General features: G+C 50.0%; 16 protein-coding genes. 5 read left to right on the top strand and 11 right to left on the bottom strand.

Annotated elements, in window-relative coordinates:
• Positions 1-42: 42 nt before the first annotated feature.
• Positions 43-918 (top strand): LysR family transcriptional regulator, encoded by an 876-nt coding sequence (locus ACN0TT_RS09055; RefSeq protein WP_417761826.1) that lies wholly within the window; start codon positions 43-45, stop codon positions 916-918.
• Between the two features lie 99 nt (positions 919-1,017).
• Here the strand turns inward: ACN0TT_RS09055 and ACN0TT_RS09060 are convergent, their stop codons facing one another.
• From ACN0TT_RS09060 to ACN0TT_RS09070, 3 genes are read right to left on the bottom strand one after another with little or no spacing between them, the layout of a single operon-like run.
• Positions 1,018-1,482: a tRNA (cytidine(34)-2'-O)-methyltransferase gene (locus tag ACN0TT_RS09060; RefSeq protein WP_417761827.1), complete on the bottom strand. Its 465-nt coding sequence runs from the start codon at positions 1,480-1,482 to the stop codon at positions 1,018-1,020.
• Positions 1,483-1,538: 56 nt separating this feature from the next.
• On the bottom strand, positions 1,539-3,017 hold the full coding sequence (locus tag ACN0TT_RS09065; RefSeq protein WP_417761828.1) for an ATP-binding protein: 1,479 nt from the start codon (positions 3,015-3,017) through the stop codon (positions 1,539-1,541).
• Positions 3,017-3,703 carry a response regulator gene (locus ACN0TT_RS09070; protein WP_417761829.1) on the bottom strand — a complete coding sequence of 229 codons (687 nt, stop codon included), beginning with the start codon at positions 3,701-3,703 and terminating at the stop codon, positions 3,017-3,019. The genes ACN0TT_RS09065 and ACN0TT_RS09070 overlap by 1 nt, the downstream gene beginning before the upstream one ends.
• Positions 3,704-4,041: 338 nt before the next feature.
• On the opposite strand from ACN0TT_RS09070, the gene ACN0TT_RS09075 reads away from it, so the two are divergent.
• Positions 4,042-4,596, top strand: coding sequence for a Spy/CpxP family protein refolding chaperone (locus tag ACN0TT_RS09075; protein WP_417761830.1), 555 nt, complete (start codon positions 4,042-4,044; stop codon positions 4,594-4,596).
• 45 nt (positions 4,597-4,641) lie between these two features.
• Complete coding sequence (locus ACN0TT_RS09080; RefSeq protein WP_417761831.1) at positions 4,642-5,559, top strand: cation diffusion facilitator family transporter; 918 nt, start codon at positions 4,642-4,644, stop codon at positions 5,557-5,559.
• A 70-nt stretch (positions 5,560-5,629) separates the two neighbouring features.
• Here ACN0TT_RS09080 and glnG read toward each other — a convergent pair whose 3' ends face one another.
• From glnG to ACN0TT_RS09115, 7 genes are all read right to left on the bottom strand, one after another.
• Positions 5,630-7,033: a nitrogen regulation protein NR(I) gene (glnG, locus tag ACN0TT_RS09085; protein WP_417761832.1), complete on the bottom strand. Its 1,404-nt coding sequence runs from the start codon at positions 7,031-7,033 to the stop codon at positions 5,630-5,632.
• A gap of 16 nt (positions 7,034-7,049) precedes the next feature.
• Positions 7,050-8,123 (bottom strand): nitrogen regulation protein NR(II), encoded by a 1,074-nt coding sequence (glnL, locus tag ACN0TT_RS09090; protein WP_417761833.1) that lies wholly within the window; start codon positions 8,121-8,123, stop codon positions 7,050-7,052.
• Positions 8,124-8,243: 120 nt separating this feature from the next.
• The gene (locus tag ACN0TT_RS09095) at positions 8,244-8,795 is read right to left on the bottom strand and encodes a DUF4124 domain-containing protein (RefSeq protein ID WP_417761834.1); all 552 of its coding nucleotides are present in this window, start codon (positions 8,793-8,795) and stop codon (positions 8,244-8,246) included.
• Between the two features lie 173 nt (positions 8,796-8,968).
• Positions 8,969-10,135 (bottom strand): iron-containing alcohol dehydrogenase, encoded by a 1,167-nt coding sequence (locus ACN0TT_RS09100; protein ID WP_417761835.1) that lies wholly within the window; start codon positions 10,133-10,135, stop codon positions 8,969-8,971.
• A gap of 4 nt (positions 10,136-10,139) precedes the next feature.
• Positions 10,140-12,098 carry an FUSC family protein gene (locus ACN0TT_RS09105; protein ID WP_417761836.1) on the bottom strand — a complete coding sequence of 653 codons (1,959 nt, stop codon included), beginning with the start codon at positions 12,096-12,098 and terminating at the stop codon, positions 10,140-10,142.
• Between the two features lie 221 nt (positions 12,099-12,319).
• Entirely contained in the window at positions 12,320-13,729 is a 1,410-nt protein-coding gene (gene glnA / locus ACN0TT_RS09110) for a glutamate--ammonia ligase (protein ID WP_417761837.1), read from the bottom strand.
• A gap of 557 nt (positions 13,730-14,286) precedes the next feature.
• Entirely contained in the window at positions 14,287-16,218 is a 1,932-nt protein-coding gene (locus tag ACN0TT_RS09115) for a putative bifunctional diguanylate cyclase/phosphodiesterase (RefSeq protein ID WP_417761838.1), read from the bottom strand.
• 310 nt (positions 16,219-16,528) lie between these two features.
• On the opposite strand from ACN0TT_RS09115, the gene typA reads away from it, so the two are divergent.
• Together typA and ACN0TT_RS09125 are read left to right on the top strand one after the other, a co-directional pair.
• On the top strand, positions 16,529-18,349 hold the full coding sequence (gene typA, locus ACN0TT_RS09120; protein WP_417761839.1) for a translational GTPase TypA: 1,821 nt from the start codon (positions 16,529-16,531) through the stop codon (positions 18,347-18,349).
• Between the two features lie 213 nt (positions 18,350-18,562).
• Positions 18,563-20,482 (top strand): methyl-accepting chemotaxis protein, encoded by a 1,920-nt coding sequence (locus ACN0TT_RS09125; protein WP_417761840.1) that lies wholly within the window; start codon positions 18,563-18,565, stop codon positions 20,480-20,482.
• Between the two features lie 110 nt (positions 20,483-20,592).
• Here the strand turns inward: ACN0TT_RS09125 and ACN0TT_RS09130 are convergent, their stop codons facing one another.
• On the bottom strand, positions 20,593-20,877 hold the full coding sequence (locus ACN0TT_RS09130; RefSeq protein ID WP_417761841.1) for a DUF134 domain-containing protein: 285 nt from the start codon (positions 20,875-20,877) through the stop codon (positions 20,593-20,595).
• Positions 20,878-21,192: the final 315 nt, after the last annotated feature.

Genomic DNA, 21,192 nt, shown 5'->3' on the forward strand with positions numbered 1-21,192 from the left:
TAATAAATTAGAAATCGTTCTGTTTTAGTGAACCAAAAAATTATGAGCCGATTAAACTATCATCACTTGTACTATTTTTGGCAAGTCGCGCGTCAAGGCAATCTCACCCAAACTGCGCAAAAACTGCATATTTCGCAGTCGGCGTTGTCATCGCAAATTAAGCAGTTAGAGCAGGCGCTGAACGTGCAGTTGTTTACCCGTGAGGGGCGCAAACTGTCATTGACCGAGAGCGGCTACCATGCGTTGAACTATGCTGATGAGATTTTTAAAAACGGTGAAGAGCTGGAACAGTTACTGTCTAGTGGCACCACCTTGCCTAGCGCTCCTATCCGCATCGGTATGCTGTCGACCATCTCACGTAACTTTATCGAGCAGTTTATTCAGCCGCTGATTAACCAAAATGACTGTAAATTTTCGTTGCAGTCGATGAGCCAAACAGGCCTGCTTAATGCCATGTCGGAGCTGCAATTGGATATGGCGCTGACTAATATTCCCGTGCGAGGCTCGCAAGTGAACAACTGGCAAAGTCGCGTGCTTGCTCGTCAGCCCGTTGCGATTATCGGCCCACCGGGGTTGGCGCTTACGACCCAGTTTGATGAGCGTTATCGGCGCCAACGTTGGGTGTTACCCTATGGGGAGAACCCACTGCGGGCCGCGTTTGATGCTTTTGCTGCGCAATATGAACTGCAGCCGGAGATCGTCGCGGAATCTGACGACATGGCGATGCTACGTCTGTTGACGCGTGACACTGGCGCGCTGGCGGTCATGCCAGAAGTGGTAGTAAAAGATGAGTTGGACGACGGCGAGCTAAAAAGCTACATGCTGTTGCCCAATGTTTATGAAAACTTCTATGTGGTCACGGCTGAGCGGCGGGTGGTACACCCAAAATTGGGGATGCTATTGCGGCCGTTGAGCTAACAAAACAAGTGAGTGGCAAGCTTATGAACGGCGTTATTTGCACTCACTGCCGTGCTAAGTCACTCGCCGCGCAGCGGGCCGCGGCAAGTTGACTCGAGTTTAGCGAGCACCACCAAAATCGTGCTGGCGCCACGCTTCGTAGCTGATAATCGCGACCGAATTAGACAAATTCAGGCTGCGGCTTGATGCCACCATAGGAATACGAATACGTTGCTCAGGCGGCGTAGCATTGATGATGTCCATCGGCAAACCACGGGTTTCTGGGCCAAATAACAGCACATCGTCCGGTTGATAGACCGCCTCAGTATGTGGACGACTGCCTTTTGTGGTGCAGGCAAAAATACGTTTGCCCTGCATGGCAGCGTGGAATTCCGCGTAGTTGGCGTAACGCTTTACTGAGGTCAAATCACTGTAATCTAACCCGGCGCGGCGTAATTTTTTCTCTTCTAAATCAAATCCTAATGGCTCAATTAGATGCAGTTGGCTGCCGTTATTGGCACACAGACGAATAATATTGCCGGTATTAGGCGCGATTTCCGGCTCGTAAAGCGCGATATGAAACATGGGTAATAGCCATTGTGATGCAGGCCGCCGATTATAAAACCAAAGCGGCGTGCTTGTCAGGTATGCTGTTGGTTGCGTGGCAGCCAAATGGCGACGCGTAAGCCGCCACTGGCTTTATTGCTGGCTTCAATGCGGCCGCTGTGGGCAAATACGGCGGCTTCGGCAATGGCTAAGCCTAAGCCCCAACCGCCGCTTTCGCGATCACGTGCCGACTCCGGTCGATAGAAGGGTTTGAAAATCGCTTCTAACTCCTCGTCATCAATACCGGGGCCGTCGTCTTCAATCACGATACACAGTTGCTCGCCTTGTGGCTGCGCGCGAATGCTGATCAACTGCTGACTGTAACGGATGGCGTTGCGCAATAAGTTTTCCACCGCACGGGCTAACGGCTTAGGATACACTGCCCACTCCAGCTCTTCAGCGATATCAATTTGTAGTTGCTTACCACGTTGTGATGCTTCAAATTCAGCGTCGTCCAGCACTTGGCTGAAGACTTCATCGAGCGGCAGCATAATTTTGTTCTCTTGCCGCTTCAGCTTAACCCGCGACAACTCGAGCAATTCGGCGATCATCTGCTCCAGTTGATCGGCTTCGTAGGCGATGCGGTCAGTTTCTTCGGTAACATTGCCTTTCTTCCGCGCTAACGCCAACGCGAGTTGTAATCGCGTCAAGGGCGTACGCAGTTCATGGGAGATATCGCCAATCAGCCGTTGTTGGCTGTTAACAATCTGTTCTACCGCATCTGCCATTAGATTAAAGGCGTTGGCGAGTTGACCGAGTTCATCATGACGTTTGGCGGTCGCGCTCGGGACACGGCTGCTTAAGTCGCCGCGGGCGAGAGCGTTAGCGCTATTTTGCAGGGATTGCAGTGGCTTACCTAAATGCCACGCCAGCACGCCGCACAAAATGCCCGAGGTGATAATTGCCAAAAACAGCGTCAGCAGTTTGTGGTCAATAAAAAAGAAGAACCAAGGAATATGTCGTGGCACGTGCAATGCGGCATAAAGTTGAAATTGGCCATCGGGCAGCGATACGGTCACGGGGCCAAAGTAGGCTTGGTTGTCGATATGGAAACTCTGTGGTTCAGTGAACTCGGCAGTATCTTGGTAGACCTGCGCTAGCGCCGACGGTTGGCGACGTGCGTTGACCACTTTGCCGTTACTATCGATAGCAAAGATATAAAACGGCACCTTGGCTAAGTCGGCTTGCCGTGCCTCCATCATATTGGCTGCTGGCTCTAAAAAGCTGGCGTCATCCTGACTAGCGCGTTCGTTAAATGCCTCGCGCATCTCTTTACGGAAACGATGTCGCTCCATAAATGGATTGAAACGTTGATATACCTTTTGCGGCTGCTGTTCGAGCTGATTCGCATAGTCGTACACCGACTCCTTGATTGGCGCTGGCATATCAAAATCATCATGTAACTGCTGCAGTAATGGCAGGGCGCCAACGCAGGCGATAATCACGCTGCTACACAACCAAAAGCCGAGTAGCAACTTGATAAATAAGCGATTAGGCAGAAAAAAGGCTGACATTAAGGGATCCAGATATAGCCTTTGCCACGAATGGTTTTCACTCGGGGGCGGCCATCGCTACGCTCTGGCAGTTTTTTACGTAAGTTGGATAGGTGCATATCAAGGCTGCGGTCAAACGGCATTAATTTTTTGCCCAGCACGGTTTCGCTGAGCTCCTCTTTCGACACCAGTTCACCGGCTTGTTGCGCCAACGCATACAGCAAGCCAAATTCAGTGCCCGTCAGCACTAATAGCTGATCACAGCAAAACGCCTCTTGGCGGGCTGGATCGAGTTTGAGATCGCCAAATTCCACCGCCACAGTTTGATGCACATCTTGTGGAGTAATATTGGCGCGGCGAATGATGGCGCGAATACGCGCTAGCAGTTCACGGTCATTAAACGGTTTTGGTAGATAGTCATCGGCCCCGATCTCAAGGCCGACCACTCGGTCAATCTCATCACCGCGGGCGGTGAGCATTAACACTGGCGTTTGCTTCTTACTACGCAGCTCCTTAAGTACCGCAAACCCGCTAAGCTTGGGCAGCATGACATCTAACAGAATAATGTCGAACTCTTGGCTGAGTGCGATATCTAGTCCACTTTGGCCGTCATGGGCGAGTGTTAGCTCAAACCCTTCTAACTCCAATAGCTGCGCTAACAGCTCAGACAGACCCAAATCATCATCAATTAATAGGATTCGACTCATAGCGACATACTCACAGTTGAGAATAGCAATAGGCAACAGCATAGGAGTATACCCTGTTGTGGGTCAATTGCCGTTAGCCATTGTAAGTGTAAGTAAAGAATCGTGTTTTCATTGCATGTCGGGTTTTTTACAGTGTTTTACCGAGGCGATGATTTCCCTTACGCAAACGGGACTAGACTAGGTGTTGTTGACCTTGGTTGCCTTCAGCGTGCTTAGTTGATTAAGCCTCACTGGCTGCGGATGATTTAAAACGCGTTTAATTTGGAACAGAAATTAAACACTAAAGGCCAACAGTTCCCAACCTTGAACGAAACGTTTTTGCCTTAAGGAGACCAATTATGGCTAAGCAACTAACAGCAGGATTATTCGCACTGATGATGGGAAGTAGCTTGTGGGCCGCAGCAGCCGTAGCTGCTCCAGAAGAAGCACCAACACCTCCGGCAGCACCAGCCAACTGTGCCTGCCCACAAATGCAAGGTGGTGGTTTCCATCACGGCATGATGGCGAAAAAAGGCGGTGATGGCCCACGTGCACACCGTGCTTGGGGTGGTATGGGGCATGACATGATGGGCTTTATGTCACTACGGGGCGTGCAGCTGACTGAACAACAGCAGCAACAGATCGGCGCGCTTAAAAAGCAGCATTTTCAAGACATGATGCAAGCCCACAAACAAAATATGGAAGCCATGAACAGCTTAATGGCGGCTAAGAATTTTGATGAAAAGAAAGCCAAACAATTGATTGCTGAGCGTGAGCAGCAACGCGCCGCGTACCGACTAGATAAGCTGAAAATGCAGCATGAAATCTATCAATTGCTGACTGATGAGCAGAAACAACAAGTACAGCAAGGTTTTCATCGTAAACGTGGCCCGCAACTGCCACAGCAACAGTAATTTTGTTAACATGTCGCTCATTCCGCTGATTGACGAGTGTTCGACGTGCCACAAAAAGACTATGCGTTTTGGGTAAAGCTAGCCAGCCGAGCCGCCGTAGCCACCGCCTCTATATTGATTGTTATCAAGCTCGCGGCTTGGTTGTGGTCTGGTTCGGCCAGTATGTTGGCGTCAGTAACCGATTCTGTGGCCGATGTGTTGGCCTCGCTGGTGAACTTTTTTGCCATCCGCTACGCCTTAGTGCCAGCCGATGATGACCATCGCTACGGCCACGGCAAGGCAGAACATCTCGCGTCATTGGCACAAGCCGCGTTTATTCTGGGGAGTGCCTTTTTCCTATTACTGCATGGCGGCGACCGCTTGCTGGCGCCAGAGCCAGTACAACACGCCACTATCGGTATGGTCGTTTCAGTGATCGCCATTGTGCTGACTTTGGCATTGGTCACCGTGCAAAAGAAAGCCCTGCTAGCGACCGATAGCACGGTGGTTGAGGCAGATGCACTGCACTATAAATCTGATCTGTTCCTCAATGCTGCCGTGTTGCTGGCATTGGTATTGGCGGGCTACGGTCTGTGGTGGGCTGATGGGTTATTTGCTGTGCTGATCGCGCTCTATATTGGTTATCAAGCAGGTGATTTGGGCTATCGTTCCATTCAAGCCCTGCTTGACCGTGAGCTGGATGAAGAGACGCGCTTGCAAATTGTGCAGATTGCCACTGAATGTGAACATGTGTTTGGCGTACATGATCTGCGTACCCGCCAGTCGGGGCAGACGCTGTTTATCCAACTGCATCTGGAGTTAGACGGGGATATTCCGCTACGGGATGCGCACCGTATTGCGGTGGATGCAGAAAACCGCATCGCAGCGGTGTTCCCCAATGCCGAAGTGATTATCCACCAAGACCCTGAAGATGAAGTCCCAACTACGGTATTACGTGAAGAGGTTGCGCCGGAATCGCCGTAACTGGTGGTTATCAAACATTAAAAAAGGATGCTGATGCATCCTTTTTTATTCGCAATTGCGCATGGAAGCGTCAGTCCATGGACAACTCTTTTAGCTTACGGGTGAGCGTGTTCCTCCCCCAACCTAAGCGTTTGGCAGCTTCCTGCTTATGGCCTTGGGTATGCTCCAGCGCGGTTTCTAACAAAATGCGTTCAAAAGCGGGTTGGATCTCCGTCAGCAGATCGCTTTCACCTTGAGATAAACGCTGATCCAGCCACAGCCGTAGCGCGCTTTGCCAATCTAAACTGTTGTTGCCTGACGCAGATGGACTGCTTGGTTCTTTAAACAGCTCGTGCGGTAGATCTTGTGGCAGGATCTCCTGTCCAGAGGCCATCACCGTGAGCCAGCGGCAGGTGTTTTCCAGTTGACGCACGTTCCCCGGCCACGGCAGTTGCTGTAACTTAGTGGCGGTTTCTTTGGTGAGTACCTTGGCTTCTACGCCAATCTCTTTCGCCGCTGCCGACAAAAAGTGGCGTGCCAGTTGCGGAATATCTTCGCGTCGTTGCGATAGCGGCGGGAGATGTACGCGGATCACGTTGAGGCGGTGGAACAAATCTTCGCGGAATTGCCCCTTTTGCACTAACGACTCTAAATCTTGGTGAGTTGCGGCGATGATACGTACATCTACGCGTACTGGCAGATGTCCCCCCACGCGATAGAACTGACCATCGGCCAGTACACGTAACAGTCGGGTTTGCACATCCAGTGGCATATCGCCGATTTCATCGAGGAACAGTGTGCCGCCATTGGCTTGTTCAAAACGACCTTGGCGTACATTGGCTGCGCCGGTAAAGGCACCTTTTTCATGACCAAATAACTCAGATTCGATCAACTCTTTGGGAATGGCCGCCATGTTCAACGCAATAAATGGTTGTTCGCTGCGTGGGCTGTGTTTATGCAGGGCGCCAGCTACCAACTCTTTACCAGTGCCCGACTGACCGTTAATCAGCACACTGATTGAGGAGCGTGACAAGCGGCCGATAGCACGAAACACTTCCTGCATTGCTGGCGCTTCGCCGATGATTTCCGGCGTATTGAGCTGTGAATCATCCGGCACTGGCGAGTGTTCGGTTGCATGGGTAATCGCCCGCTCGACCAAAGCGATGGCTTCATCTATATCAAACGGCTTAGGCAGGTATTCAAATGCGCCCGCTTGGTAGGCGCTCACGGCGCTGTCCAAGTCGGAGTGGGCGGTCATAATGATCACTGGAATATGGGGAAAGTGATTATTGATCCGCTCTAATAACGTTAAACCATCGGTGCCGGGCATACGGATATCCGACACGATAACCCGCGGCTGAGAAATCTGTAATGCGTCCCAGAGGGACTCTGCTGCTGCAAAGGTAGCGCAGCTAATTTGGGCTCCTCGTAGTGCTCGCTCCAGTACCCAACGGATAGAGCTGTCATCATCGAGAATCCACACTTGTTCGCTCATATTGCTTCCTCTCTTATTAGCCCTGTGATGCTTCCTGCTCACGGTTAATTGGCAGGGTTAACGTAAATTCGGTATATCCTGGGGCGGAGTTACAATCAATGCGTCCGCCGTGTAACCGCGTAATATTGTGGGCAATCGACAGCCCTAGACCGTTGCCATCTTTGCGCCCCGTCACCATAGGATAGAACAGGGTATCGACCAATTCTGGTGCAATGCCGGGGCCGTCATCAATAATCGACAACACCAATGCTAGCTTATGGCGCATGGCACCAATGGTGACTTGGTAAGCCGCACGAGTGCGAATAAGGATCTCGCCAGAGCGCCGTGGTTCTAATGCTTGAATGGCGTTCTGCACGATGTTGAGAATTGCTTGCTGCATCTGATCTTCATCAATGGGCAGATCGGGTATTGAAGGATCATAGTCCTGCTTTAGCTGAATATGGGCCGGTAAGGTCAAGTTCACTAAATTGAGCACTTTCTGGATCACCATATGGATGTTGATCACTTTGTGCTGCGAGGGTTTTTGTGGCCCCAGCAAACGGTCAACCAAGCCACGTAAGCGGTCCGCTTGCTCGATAATCAGCGTGGTGAACTCTTTGAGATGTGCATCGTTCAGCTCTTTAGACAACAGCTGCGCCGCGCCGCGTAAGCCTCCCAGCGGGTTTTTGATCTCGTGGGCGAGGTTGCGCACTAAAAACTGTGCAGCTTGCTGTTGCGCATCTAAGGTCAACTGCTGGTGAATACGCCGCTGTTGATCCACTTGGCGCAACTCCAAAATGCTGAATGGGCGTTGATCCACTGCCATTTCTAACGGCACTAAGGTGAGATCCACCGTATGGTGTTGGCCATCCAACGTCAGTAGTTGCGTGGTGTTAACCGTTAGCCCTTGGTGACCTTCAATCGCACTGTGCAGCACTTTGGCGTCAATCGCTAAGTTCTGGATCAGCTCCGTCAGTGGTAACTCAGTAAGCTTATGAATGGAGACGCCGAGTAGTTGTTCAGCCGCTGCATTGGCGTAGCTCGCTTGCAGATTACTGTCGATCACTAACACGGCTGTGACCAGATGATTGAGCAGGTTATTCGTGTCCATCTGTCATTCCTGAAACAGTTGCACCACAATGGTGCACTATTCTGGTGCAACCCGCAAGCAACGTATGGCGATAAACTCCGAGGTAAAATAAAAATATCTATTTGATTTAAAAAGATATAGTTAGTTATTTTTCGCACTAGGCGCAGGGAATCTCGGTTGTATTAGGCCAGCTTGGTGCATAAAAAACGTAGTAGCAGAGCTAGATGCAAGGACTTTGCCGTTTTGTAGGACGACTTTAGCTTCAATCTGGTGCTCACCACGATCGATATCATGCAGCTGAAACGCACCGGCGGCTTGTAGTTCTGTTGCGGCGACACCATCGATGAATAGCTGCAGATGATGGCCTGAGGCCAACCGTGGTTCGACATTGACCGACACCATGAGATCGCCCGCATTACTGCGGATAGTGGCATCCTGTTGGGGGGAGGTGATGGCAAGTTGGTAGCTGGCTTGCTGCTCTGTGGCGGCAGGGGGCGCCAACGGCGTGATGTTTAACGGCTTCGGCGCAGGAATCGTCACGCTGTTTTGTGTGTTCTCATTGAGTTGCACCACTTCAGCATTAGGATGTGGCTCGTCGCTGTAATGCACTTTGCCATCTTTATCAACCCATTTGTAGATAGCACCGTGGGCGCTCATCGCGATTAGTGCCAGCATTATCCATAAGTGACGCATTGTGATTACTCTATCCCGCTGCCTATCCGTTTAATATAGCGTAGTTTTTCGTCAAAGAGTATTGACGGCGATTCCGCTCTGCTGCTGTTGCATGACCGCCACTAAACACGCCATGAGCGCGCTTGCATCACGTCACTCGCGCTCACTCACTCGTTGGTGTCGGTCGCTAGCCGCTAACGGGGCGCGACGCTATTGAGTAAGATTTGGCGGCTCACCTCAAGGGTAATGTCTTTATGTTCACCCAATTGAGTCATGCCGCTGCGCTCAAGGTTATCTAACACAGGCTGCAGTTCGTCGGCGCTGATACCGTAATCTTGCAGATAGGTCCGAATGCCCATCTGTTCAAAGAAGTTGCGCGTGGCATTGATTGCCGCATCGATGCATTGTTCTGCCGTTCCTTCCTTGATGTGCCACACGCGCTCGGCGTATTGCAGCAGCTTGTCGCGTTTTGGCTCGCGGAACATCTGCAGCAGTGTTGGCAGAATAATGGCTAAGGTCACTGCGTGGTCGAGTCCAAAAATTGCCGTTAATTCGTGGCCAATTTTATGGGTGGCCCAGTCTTGTGGCACCCCAGAGCAGATCAAGCCGTTGTGGCACCACGCGCAAGCTAACATGAGATTAGCGCGCACATCATAATCTGTCGGCGTAGCAAGCGCTTGCGGCCCAGTTTCTTTGAGTGTTTGCAGCAAACCCTCGGCAAAACGGTCTTGCACTGCAGCATTGACGGGATAGGTGAGATACTGCTCGCACACATGGATAAAGGCATCAACCACGCCATTAGCTAACTGCTTGGCTGGCAGGCTGTAGGAGATCTCGGGATCGAGAATGGCAAACTGCGGAAATACATGGGGGTTGCGAAATGAGCGTTTTGCTTGAATGTTATAACGGCTGATCACGCTACCGTTGTTGTTTTCTGAACTGGTAGCTGGAAACGTTTGCACCACTCCCACCGGCAGCGCCGCATGAATATGTTTGCCATAGGTTTCTAGAATTTCCCATGGATCGCCCTTATAGCAGGCAGCAGCAGCGATAAACTTGGTCGAATCAATCACTGAACCGCCACCGACGGCCAGCAAAAACTCGATATCGTGCTGTTTGATCTGTGCCACCGCAGGCATCAGTTGATCATAATCCGGATTGGCTTTAATGCCGCTAAACTCCGCCACTTGGCAGTGTTGCAAGGCCTCGCGTACTTTAGCCAAGGTGCCGTTGCGTTCAGCACTTTGACCACCATACAGCACCAGCACTTTGGTGGCGGGTGCCACCAATTCGGTTAATTGGGTCAGGCTGCCTTTGCCAAAGACTAGCCGCGTGGGGTTATAAAATTGAAAATTAAACATACTGCTATTCCGTTGCTTGGTGGTGGGTGTCCGACTCCTTCAACAAAGCAAAAGGACGTTGCCAATTGAGCCACTGGTACAGCTCGCTAATGTCTTGCATTAACCACTGATGCGGTTGATTGCTGGTCGCTGGCATGTGGTGCAGCAATGACCAACGCGGGTGCATCCGTTGTTTAAACAGTGGGAGCCAAGCACTAAGTTGTTGCGTTGCGGCCGTCAGTTCGACATCACGTTGCTGTCTTGCTAACACGACCAGCGTACAGTGAAGCGTCAGCCCGAGCCAGAGAAAACTCTGCCAATCGGACAGCTCGCGCTGTGACATATTGGGTTCCAGCCGCATGTAGCCAACTTCCAATCCAAGCTGGCGCAGCGCACGGTGCGCTTGCCAACGTAACATGCGGTCACGTTCACCTGCGGCGATTTTATGCAGCCATTGTTGCTCAAGTTCCATAAAATTGAGCACGTAGCTGTCGATCCAGCGGCGGGTCCAACTGGGGACGAACAGATGCATAGCGAGGAACGCAATCAGCGCGCCGGTGAGTGTATCAATGGTGCGATATAAAGCGATGAGCGGGTTCGACGGTAACAGCAAGGTGATGGCAAACACCATCAACACCGTGACCCAAAACACGTGGATCTCGTAGCGTGCTTTGTAGTAGGTAGCAAAGGCTAAGAACACGGCAATACAGGTCGCTGGCAACAACCAAACGCCGGTGCCGAAGTACCATACCATGCCGAGAGACACTACGGAGCCGATAAGCGTGCCATATAAGCGCCCCCAGATACGGGCCTGTAGTTGACCGAGCGGTGCGACCATCAACACGATAAATGCCGTGAGCGTGACCCAGAAACCTTGCGGCAGTTGCAGCAGTTCTACCACCAATTGGCAGATGGCTAACGTAAACAGAATACGTAGGCCGTGATGCCATTCGCGGGAGCCTTTTTTCAGCGCGAGATGCCACTGGCTTACAATACTTTCATGGTCTGACGGCCAGATCAGCGACAGCAATTGACGCCATTCATCATTGAGCGGTTGCGATAGGTCTTGTGCCCGTTGCATTTGGTTGTCGACGGTTTGCAGAATTTGTTGGTGCTGTTCTAGCATCGGCACCGCAGGCAGTTCGCCCGTGTGAGCAACGTAATGCGGCCATTGTTCGGCAAAGTCAGCGAGATAGTCTTGCAGCTGTTGGCGTGAATCAGTGTTAGCCATCTGCTGTACGCGGCTGATCTCTTCCATCGCTTCAATCTGTTGCAGCACGGTACGTAACCGCTTGGCAATCAGCTCCACTTCGGCATTGTCGGGCATCTCCAACAGCCAGTGCGACAGAATGGCAATACTGTCATCCAGTTGTTCCCGTCGTGCTAAACGTTGCCCGACGTTACTCGCGACCGAATGCTGTAAAATTTTGCACCAATAGCCAAATGCCAGTTGGACTTTGCTGAGCAGTTGCTCACCTTGGCGCACACTGAGCCACGGCCCAGCAATCACGGCACTCAACATCGCCAACCAGCTACCCAAGGCTGCTGAAATCAAAACCATCTGCCACTGAGTACCGGTGTCGAGTAAATGCAGTGCGCAGATCAGCGAGAACCCGGCGTTATAGGTTAACAGCTGAATATAGCGCCGTTGGTTGGAACATAAGCCATAGAGCAAACCGATAGCGCATAATGCTGCTACGCCAAGCAAATGATGATACAGACTTAGTAGCGAAAGTGCCGCGGCGACACAACAGACTAAGGCGGATTTACTCAATAATTCGAGCCGTTTAGGGTAGGCCAGATTACGGCCTTGTACCCCGACCAACCAAGCACTAATCATGGCATTCACCCCTGCGGTGGTATTGCCTAAAAAAGCGAATAGCAACAGCCCTATCATCATCGGTAGGCCGATGCGAAGTCCTTCGGGTAAATCAGCGCGATCGGGCAGCCATTGCGTTAGGCGATGCAATCTTTGAGCAAACATGGAATAGGCTTGAAGAGGAAACGGTAAGTAAGCCGCCAATGTTAAGGCTTTGCTGGAAAACACACATTGTCACTGCGATAAAGATTTGAGGTTTATCACAGTTTTTTAGACGGCGTTTGGTTGCTTACTCACGCCAAAATAGTAGAGCCCCAGACGAATCTGGGGCTCTTTTCTTTTTATTCACCGGCGGCTTGACTCACCGGAGATTGCAGGGCAATCCATTACAGGCTGTAATACAGTTCAAACTCAACTGGGTGAGTTGTGCGGTTAACTTTTTCAGACTCTGCAGTTTTCAGTGCGATGTATGAATCGATGAAGTCATCAGTGAACACGCCGCCTTTAGTCAAGAACTCACGGTCAGCATCTAGTGCGGCCAGTGCTACATCCAGAGACTCTGCCACTTGTGGGATTGCTGCAGCTTCTTCAGCTGGCAGATCGTACAAGTCTTTATCCATTGCATCGCCTGGGTGGATCTTGTTTTGGATACCGTCCAGACCAGCCATCATCAGTGCAGAGAACGCCAGATATGGGTTAGCCATTGGATCTGGGAAGCGAGTCTCAATACGACGCGCTTTTGGTGATGGTACTACTGGAATACGGATAGACGCACTACGGTTACGAGCTGAGTAAGCCAGCATTACAGGTGCTTCGAAGTGAGGCACCAGACGTTTGTAAGAGTTAGTGCTTGGGTTGGTGAATGCGTTCAGCGCGCGAGCGTGCTTGATGATACCACCGATGTAGTACAAACAAGTTTCAGACAGACCACCGTATTTATCACCAGCGAACAGGTTCACACCGTCTTTGGCCAATGATTGGTGTACGTGCATACCTGAACCATTGTCACCCATGATAGGTTTTGGCATGAAGGTCGCAGTTTTGCCATATGCGTGTGCCATGTTGTGCACAACATATTTCAGCGTCAGGATTTCGTCTGCTTTGTTAGTCAGCGTGTTGAAACGAGTAGCAATTTCGTTTTGGCCAGCAGTTGCCACTTCGTGGTGGTGAGCTTCAACCACTTGACCCATCTCTTCCAATACCAGACAGGTCGCACTGCGCCAATCTTGTGAAGAGTCAACTGGTGGTACTGGGAAGTAACCGCCTTTAACGGTAGGACGGTGGCCAGTGTTGCCATCTTCGTATTCGTTTGCTGAGCTCCACGCGGCTTCTTTTTCGCCGATTTTGTAGAAGCTGCCTGACATGTCAGCGCCAAAGCGGACATCGTCAAACAGGAAGAATTCTGGTTCTGGGCCAATCAGTACAGTGTCAGCGATACCAGTAGATTTCAGGTACTCTTCTGCTTTCTTAGCGATAGAACGTGGGTCGCGATCGTAACCTTGCATAGTTGCTGGTTCGAGGATGTCACAACGGATGATTGCTGTAGCTTCTTCGAAGAATGGATCCAACACAAAAGTGCTTACGTCTGGCATCAGCACCATGTCTGATTCGTTAATGCCTTTCCAGCCAGCAATTGAAGAGCCGTCAAACATTTTGCCATCTTCAAAGAAGTCAGCATCAACTTGATGGGCAGGAACAGTAACGTGCTGTTCTTTACCTTTAGTGTCACAAAAACGCAGATCAACAAATTTAATTTCCAACTCTTCGAGTTGTTTCAGTACCGATTCAACTGACATTCTAAAGCCTCCGGATAGGGTAGATTCGGCCCTTAGTTTACTTGGTGTAAGTTTAACGCTGGCGCTATCTTCAATTTGAGGCCTATTACGAGCCAGAATCGTGCCAGAACTTTAACATCCTGAAATCAAAGGGCATGTTCAAATATGGGGCAGGCGGATTTTTGAAAATCGCACTTATTTGGTGCAACTATGCACTTATATCGTGCAAAATAATACGGATTGCGCTGTTATTTCGGCTGGTTGAAATTCCATTAAATTGCCGATTTTCCTGCTATTCCCCCAGCGCTAGAGTAGAATGGCGTTAACAGTAAATCAACAACGATTTTGTGGTAAAACGGCCGTAGAAGCAGGGCTAAAATAAAAAATAACATTTTGATTTTATGAGATATAGGTCAAGTTTTTTTGCGGCAATAGTATGATCGCTAATAACACTGTTCGCGATATCAGTCCCTGTTTGTTGAAATATTAATCAGACCGACATTGGCAAATTTGTATGATGAAATTGTTGCCCCACAATGGTGATCGCTGCTCCACAAGGGATAGCGTTTGGCGCAAGATTAGTCCGATGTTTGCTGGTGCTGTAGAAAGCTGATCAGTTCAGGCCATGGCATAGGTTTAGCGTATAAAAAGCCTTGGATCATATGTACCCCCATCTGCTTTAACGTATCAGCCTGCCACTGGTGTTCTACCCCCTCTGCAACCACACGCTGGCCTAAACGTTCGGCCATGTGTATCACCGCATCAATAATGACGGCCCCTTTAGTGTCTAAGCTATCGACAAAGGATTTATCAATTTTCACGGCACTGGCTGACAGCTCGAGTACCGACGCAAGTGATGAATAACCGGTGCCAAAATCGTCAATCGATACCATAAAACCCATGCTTTGTAGGCGTTTTACTTTGGCGAGCAGCAGCTGTTTTTCAGCGCTGAAGGCGGACTCGGTGATCTCTAAATTGATATATTCAGGTTGTGCCTGCGTGCTAAACAGCAGCTGCTCCACTATGGTAATGAAATGCTCATCCATAAATTGCAGCAGTGACACGTTGATGCCAACGGTTGTGCTGGGAAACAGTTGATTAATCTTCTTCGAGGCCTGAAAGCCTTGTTGTAGTACCCAGGTGCCAATCTCTTTGATTTTGCCGTTTTGTTCCGCAATCGGAATAAATTCGTTCGGGGAAACTAACTCATCGTTGGTGCGCCAGCGTAGCAAGGCTTCTAACGCCACTGGCTTGCCAGTTTGCGTGGAAAATAACGGCTGATACACCAGATAAAGTTCCTCACGCTCAATCGCCAGCGATAACCTGTTACGTAAGTACAATTCGCGACCGCGTCGGGCGGCGAGGGCGTCGCTATAAAAGGCACAACCGCCTGGTTCGCTTTTTTTACGGGCATACATGGCAATATCGGCATGTTGGATCAGCTCTTCGGCGTTGTTGCCATGCTGTGGATACAGCGCCACCCCAACCGAGGCACTCACACTCAGTTCGCCACCGTCGGCAACGCGGTATGGTTGCCCCATCACTCGCGGCAGTTGTTCTGCACGTTGTTCCAATTGGTTCAGTTGCTGGTAAGGCAGTGCCAACAAAAACTCATCGCCTCCCCAGCGGCATAAGCTAATGGCATCGTCACATTCTTGTCTGAGTCGCTCGGCCACCTGCACCAGAATTTCATCACCCGTACGGTGGCCAATATTGTCGTTGATATCTTTGAAACGATCTAAGTCGATAAAAAACAGCGCAATATGTTGTTGACGCGCTTCGGACAGCGCCGCATTAAACTGGGCAAGAAAAGCACTGCGGTTCAACAATCCGGTGAGCGGGTCGATATTGGATAACTCGTAGATGCGGAGGGTGCGCTGCTGGATCTTCTGCTCCATATCCAGCATCAAGCCACGATTTTGGTTTTTGAGCTTGATCGCCTCCATAGTAAAGCGATGGGCGCGATGACTACCTAAGATAGTCGCGCCACAAAAAGCCAAACTGATGAGGCCCACGGCAAAAAGGCTTTGATCACTCGATAACATCAGCTTGAGCGATAGTGGCACAATCAATATTAGCGGATAGAAAAATAGTGCGGCGCGATTGGCAGCCAAGGCGTTTGCCGCACCCGCGGCCATAATAAAAATGACCACCATCATGCTACTGGCTTCATAACGGCTTGCTTGGTCGAAAAACGTTAAAGTGTAAATGCACCACATTAGTGCGGTGATTATCACCCCGGCGCAAAAGATATTGCTTGGTCGATGTGATAGCTTCACTAAATTGTCGTGGTTACGGTGCCAGCGCATCATATCGGCGGCGCGCATTAATATCACTAGGGTGAGTAGGGCAAACCATAACAGCTTGCCTGTGAAGTTGGCTGGATTGTCGAAGCCAAACACCAAACATGCCCCTGCGATTAGGTTCATTGCTATGCTGGCGTAGGTGTTGCTGTATAGAATTTCTGTGGCATCGAGTTGATACAATGACCGCAGTTGTGAGCTATCCATCAAATACCTCGACTATGCTTCATGCCATCAAGCTAATCTGTACTCGGAAATTTATCAAGCTAACCATAGTCACCACTATGATTTAGTTACATTTTTGTAGATATGTCACATGCTCGCGTTAAAAGTTGGGCAAAGGTCTAATTGAAATTATTTACAGCAAAAGTGGTGAAGCAATATACAAAGTCGTATGAATGCAACATATCACGGTGTATAATCGCGCACTTTCTCGCAGAGGCTCGACATCCTTGGATGTTCTTCGCTCGATATCAATGCTGCACGAACCCGTGCAACAATAGGCGTCAAAAATAAAATGTCATCTGAAATTAATAAGTTAAGAAATATCGCGATTATCGCGCACGTTGACCACGGTAAAACAACCTTGGTTGATAAATTGTTGTCTCAATCTGGCACTCTGGAAACTCGTGGTGAGTTGGACGAGCGCATCATGGATTCCAACGATTTAGAAAAAGAGCGTGGTATCACCATTCTGGCAAAAAACACAGCGATCCGTTGGAACGACTATCGTATCAACATCGTAGACACTCCAGGGCACGCCGACTTCGGTGGTGAAGTGGAACGTGTTATGTCTATGGTTGACTGTGTATTGCTGTTGGTGGACGCGGTAGACGGCCCAATGCCACAAACGCGTTTCGTAACGAAAAAAGCGTTTGCTCAGGGACTGAAACCTATTGTTGTTATCAACAAAATCGATCGTCCGGGCGCTCGCCCTGATTGGGTTATCGACCAAGTGTTTGACCTGTTCGATAACTTGGGTGCCACTGATGAACAGCTGGACTTCCCAATTGTTTACACCTCTGCATTGAACGGTTTTGCAACGCTGGATCCAGAAGAACAGAGCGGTGACATGACTCCGCTGTTCCAAACTATCGTTGATAAAGTATCGCCACCTGATGCTGACGCAGTTGGTTCATTCCAAATGCAGATTTCTCAGCTGGACTACAGCTCATATGTGGGCGTTATCGGTGTTGGCCGTATTAAGCGTGGTACCGTAAAAACTAACCAGCAGGTAACTGTTGTAGGTGCTGACGGTAAAACCCGTAACGGTAAAGTAGGCCAAGTATTGGGTTACTTAGGTCTGGATCGTATCGAAGAGGGCGAAGCTTCTGCTGGTGATATCGTAGCGATTACTGGTCTGGGTGAACTGAAAATTTCTGATACCGTGTGTGCGGTAGGTGCTGCTGAAGCGTTGCCTGCGCTGACTGTTGACGAACCAACGATGACCATGACTTTCCAAGTAAACACCTCTCCGTTTGCTGGTAAAGAAGGTAAGTTCGTTACTTCACGTAACATTCTGGAACGTCTGGAAGCTGAACTGGTACACAACGTTGCACTGCGCGTTGAAGAAACCGACAGCCCTGACCGTTTCCGCGTGTCTGGTCGTGGTGAATTGCATTTGTCAATTCTGATCGAAAACATGCGCCGTGAAGGTTACGAACTGGCAGTATCTCGCCCAGAAGTTATCATCAAAGAAATTGATGGCGAAATGTGTGAACCCTACGAAACCATGACCGTGGACGTTGAAGAACAACACCAAGGTACGGTGATCGAAAAACTGGGTACCCGTAAAGCGGACATGCGTGACATGAACCCAGATGGTAAAGGTCGCGTACGTATCGACTTTATCATTCCAAGCCGTGGCTTGATCGGTTTCCAAACAGAGTTCCTGACTTCAACTTCAGGTACTGGTCTGCTGTATCACTCATTTGACCACTACGGTCCAATGAAAGAAGGTGATATCGGCCAACGTGCTAACGGTGTGTTGATTTCTAACGCAACTGGTAAAGCGCTGACTTACTCACTGTTCAGCTTGCAGGACCGTGGTCGTTTATTTATTGGTCACGCCGCTGAAGTTTATGAAGGCCAAATCGTGGGTATCCACAGCCGTTCTAACGACCTGACAGTTAACTGCTTGAAAGGTAAACAGCTGACTAACATGCGTGCTTCTGGTACTGACGAAGCGCAAACGCTGACACCGCACATCCAGATGACGCTAGAACAAGCGTTGGAATTCATCGATGATGATGAATTGGTAGAAGTCACACCAAAGAGCATTCGTCTGCGTAAGAAATACCTTACTGAGAACGATCGTAAACGCGCTAACCGTGGCTAATGAGTCATAGTGACAGCGATGTAAAGAAAACCTCGGCTTGCCGAGGTTTTTTTATACGCAATGAAAATTAACTGGTTGTATTTTATAGAGTAAATGCACCACAAAAATAAACTTATTTAAGATTCAATAGCTGTAATACGCCGATAGTCTTCTTCATTTGGGTCAGAAATCGCTAGAATTTTCGTCTATTTTCTGAGAACTGGCGAGATTCGCATGAAGCTGACGATGAAAGCGCGCTTATTGCTAGCAAGTTTGCTGGCAGTATTTATCACTTGTACGGTATTGATTGTGTTTTCAATCAATCTGTTACAGTCACGAGCCGAGGTGCAAACCCGTGCCAATATTCAAGTCTTGGCGGATACCTTTGCCAGCCTGATAGGTTCCGACCTTAATAGTAAACGCACCGCTGTCACTAGCATGGCACACACTATTGAGCAGTATCCTACTGATGCCAGCGTCGATGAGTTGCGCTTGCTGATCAATCATACCTACCGTTCTCAGAATTTCATTTTGAGTATGTACGGCGATGAGCAGGGGCTTATGGTGCGGCAAGATCCAGAATGGGACGCGCGCTCGCAAAAAAGTGGCTACGACCCGCGTAAGCGTGCTTGGTATCAAGACGGCGCTACAGTGAAGGGACTGTCGATGTCTGATCCTTACGTTAGTGACACTACCGGTGACTTTGTGGTGACCTTGGCGCATCCGGTGAAAAACGCTAATGGCAGTCTACGTGGTATGGCGGGGTCTAACATCAATGTGTCACAGATTGCGACTCAAGTGCGTAAATTGACCGTGCCGGGTGATGGCTACACCATCATGGTGGACAACAGTACCCGCATCATTAGTCATCCTGACAGTAACCTTAATAACAAATACCTCAGTAGTCTCGCGCCTGAGTTAACTAAAAGCTGGTTGCAGCAAGCGGTAAGTCAGCAGCAGCTATCAGAACTTGAACTCGAAGGGGCGACCAAACTGGTTTATGCCGTCGACGTCCCCCATGCTGATTGGGCGATGGTGTTTGTGATGGACCGTGCCACCATTATGTCCACCTACACTGAGCTAACCTATTGGATGATCGGTATCGGCATCGCAGTGTTGTTGCTATTTTCGGTGATCCTGACGGTCATTTTCCGCCGTCAGTTTGCTGATTTAGATAAGCTGAATCGCGTCTTGTCAGATATTGCCGATGGTGATGGTGATCTGACCGTGCGCGTGCAGAGCCGTCGTCCACATGATGAAATTGGTAAAGTCGCCGAAGCCTTTAACCGCTTTGTGGCCAAATTACACCAGATTATGACTGACGTCAGCGATGCCGCCGCGTCACTGGGTAATAATGCCCAGCAAGCCAACGAAGTGGCGGTTGCTAGCCGTCGAGAAGTCGATAAGCAGCTGGATGAAGTCACTATGGTGGCTACTGCTGTTACCGAGATGGCTTCTGCCACACAAGAGATTGCTGGCAATGCCGAACTCGCCGCTCATACCGCACAAGATTCGGTGCAGTTGGCCGCTGAAGGTGAGCGCGCTGTGACGCAAAGTCGTCGCTCGATTGAGGCCTTATCCGCCGAAGTGACGCATACCGGCAGCATTATCGAAGAGCTAAATGGTCACGCACAGCAGATCAATACTATTCTGGCGACCATTACTGGCGTGGCCGAACAAACCAATTTATTGGCGTTGAACGCCGCTATTGAAGCCGCTCGCGCAGGTGAACACGGGCGTGGCTTTGCCGTGGTAGCTGATGAAGTACGGGTATTGTCGCAGCGTACTCATGGCTCAACGCAAGAGATCCAAACCATGATTGAAGCGTTGCAAGCAACGACGCAAAAGGCCGTGAATGCCACTGCTGAAAGCTTAGAGCGTGCGAATGAAAGCGTGACTGATGCAGAGGCCGCCAGCGACCGTTTGCGCCAGATCAACACCGCTATTGCCACTATCTCCGATATGGCACGGCAGATTGCCGCTGCTGCTGAAGAGCAAACGTCAGTGACATCTGAGATCAACCGCAACACCGAGTCGATTCGCGAAGTGTCAACGTTGTTGGCGCAACAGATGGTGGATACCGAAGCCGCATCTAGTTCAGCAGTTAGCCAAGCGCATCAGTTAGGTGCACAGGTCAATCGCTTTAAGCTGTAAGTGATTCCGGCTTTTCAATCAGGCGTCTAACCAAGTTAGGCGCTTTTTTTGCGGCTACTCCTTGCGTATCAGCCGAGATGAACCGATCTGCTATCGCTAGCGGTAATGGGTTATTGGGAGATTTTGCTGGTGATCAGTGCTTTGCCATGGGTGAGACAATCCACGAGTTTTTTACGGCCTGACTTCACCAGATTAGCGAGGGTTTGCCGCGAGACTTGCATCTCAATCGCGGCTTGCTGTTGCTGCATGCCCAACAGATCGACCAAGCGCAGCGCTTCAAACTCATCAGGGTTGAGCGGCACTTGTTCCAGCTGCGACATTGGAATGCCGTTAGGTTTAAAACAGCTGTCAGCGGGTTGGCCGCAAATAATGCGTGGTATTTTGGGGCGTCCCATTCCGATCCTTGTGTTGACCTAAACAGTTGATTGGGAACTATCTTAGCCTTGTGAAGGGAAGCGACGCAATATTAGCCCTAACACAATTAGTGATAATGCGATCTTGCCTATGGGCTGGCGCGGTCACGTCAGCCCATAGGGGCTGTTTATCTTTGCTGATTGTTTTTGCAGCAGGCAGCGCGTGATTTAGGCAAGGCAGGCGATGTGCCGTGTAGTTATTCTCCACCAACAGCGCCTAACGCTGAATAAATTGCGCGCTGTCGCTGCCCGAAGGGTTCATTTAAACGCACTCTGAACTTTGTTGCGCCCAGCTTG

Origin of the sequence: Shewanella sp. (assembly GCF_048265805.1) — a bacterium.
Taxonomy (GTDB): domain Bacteria; phylum Pseudomonadota; class Gammaproteobacteria; order Enterobacterales; family Shewanellaceae; genus Shewanella.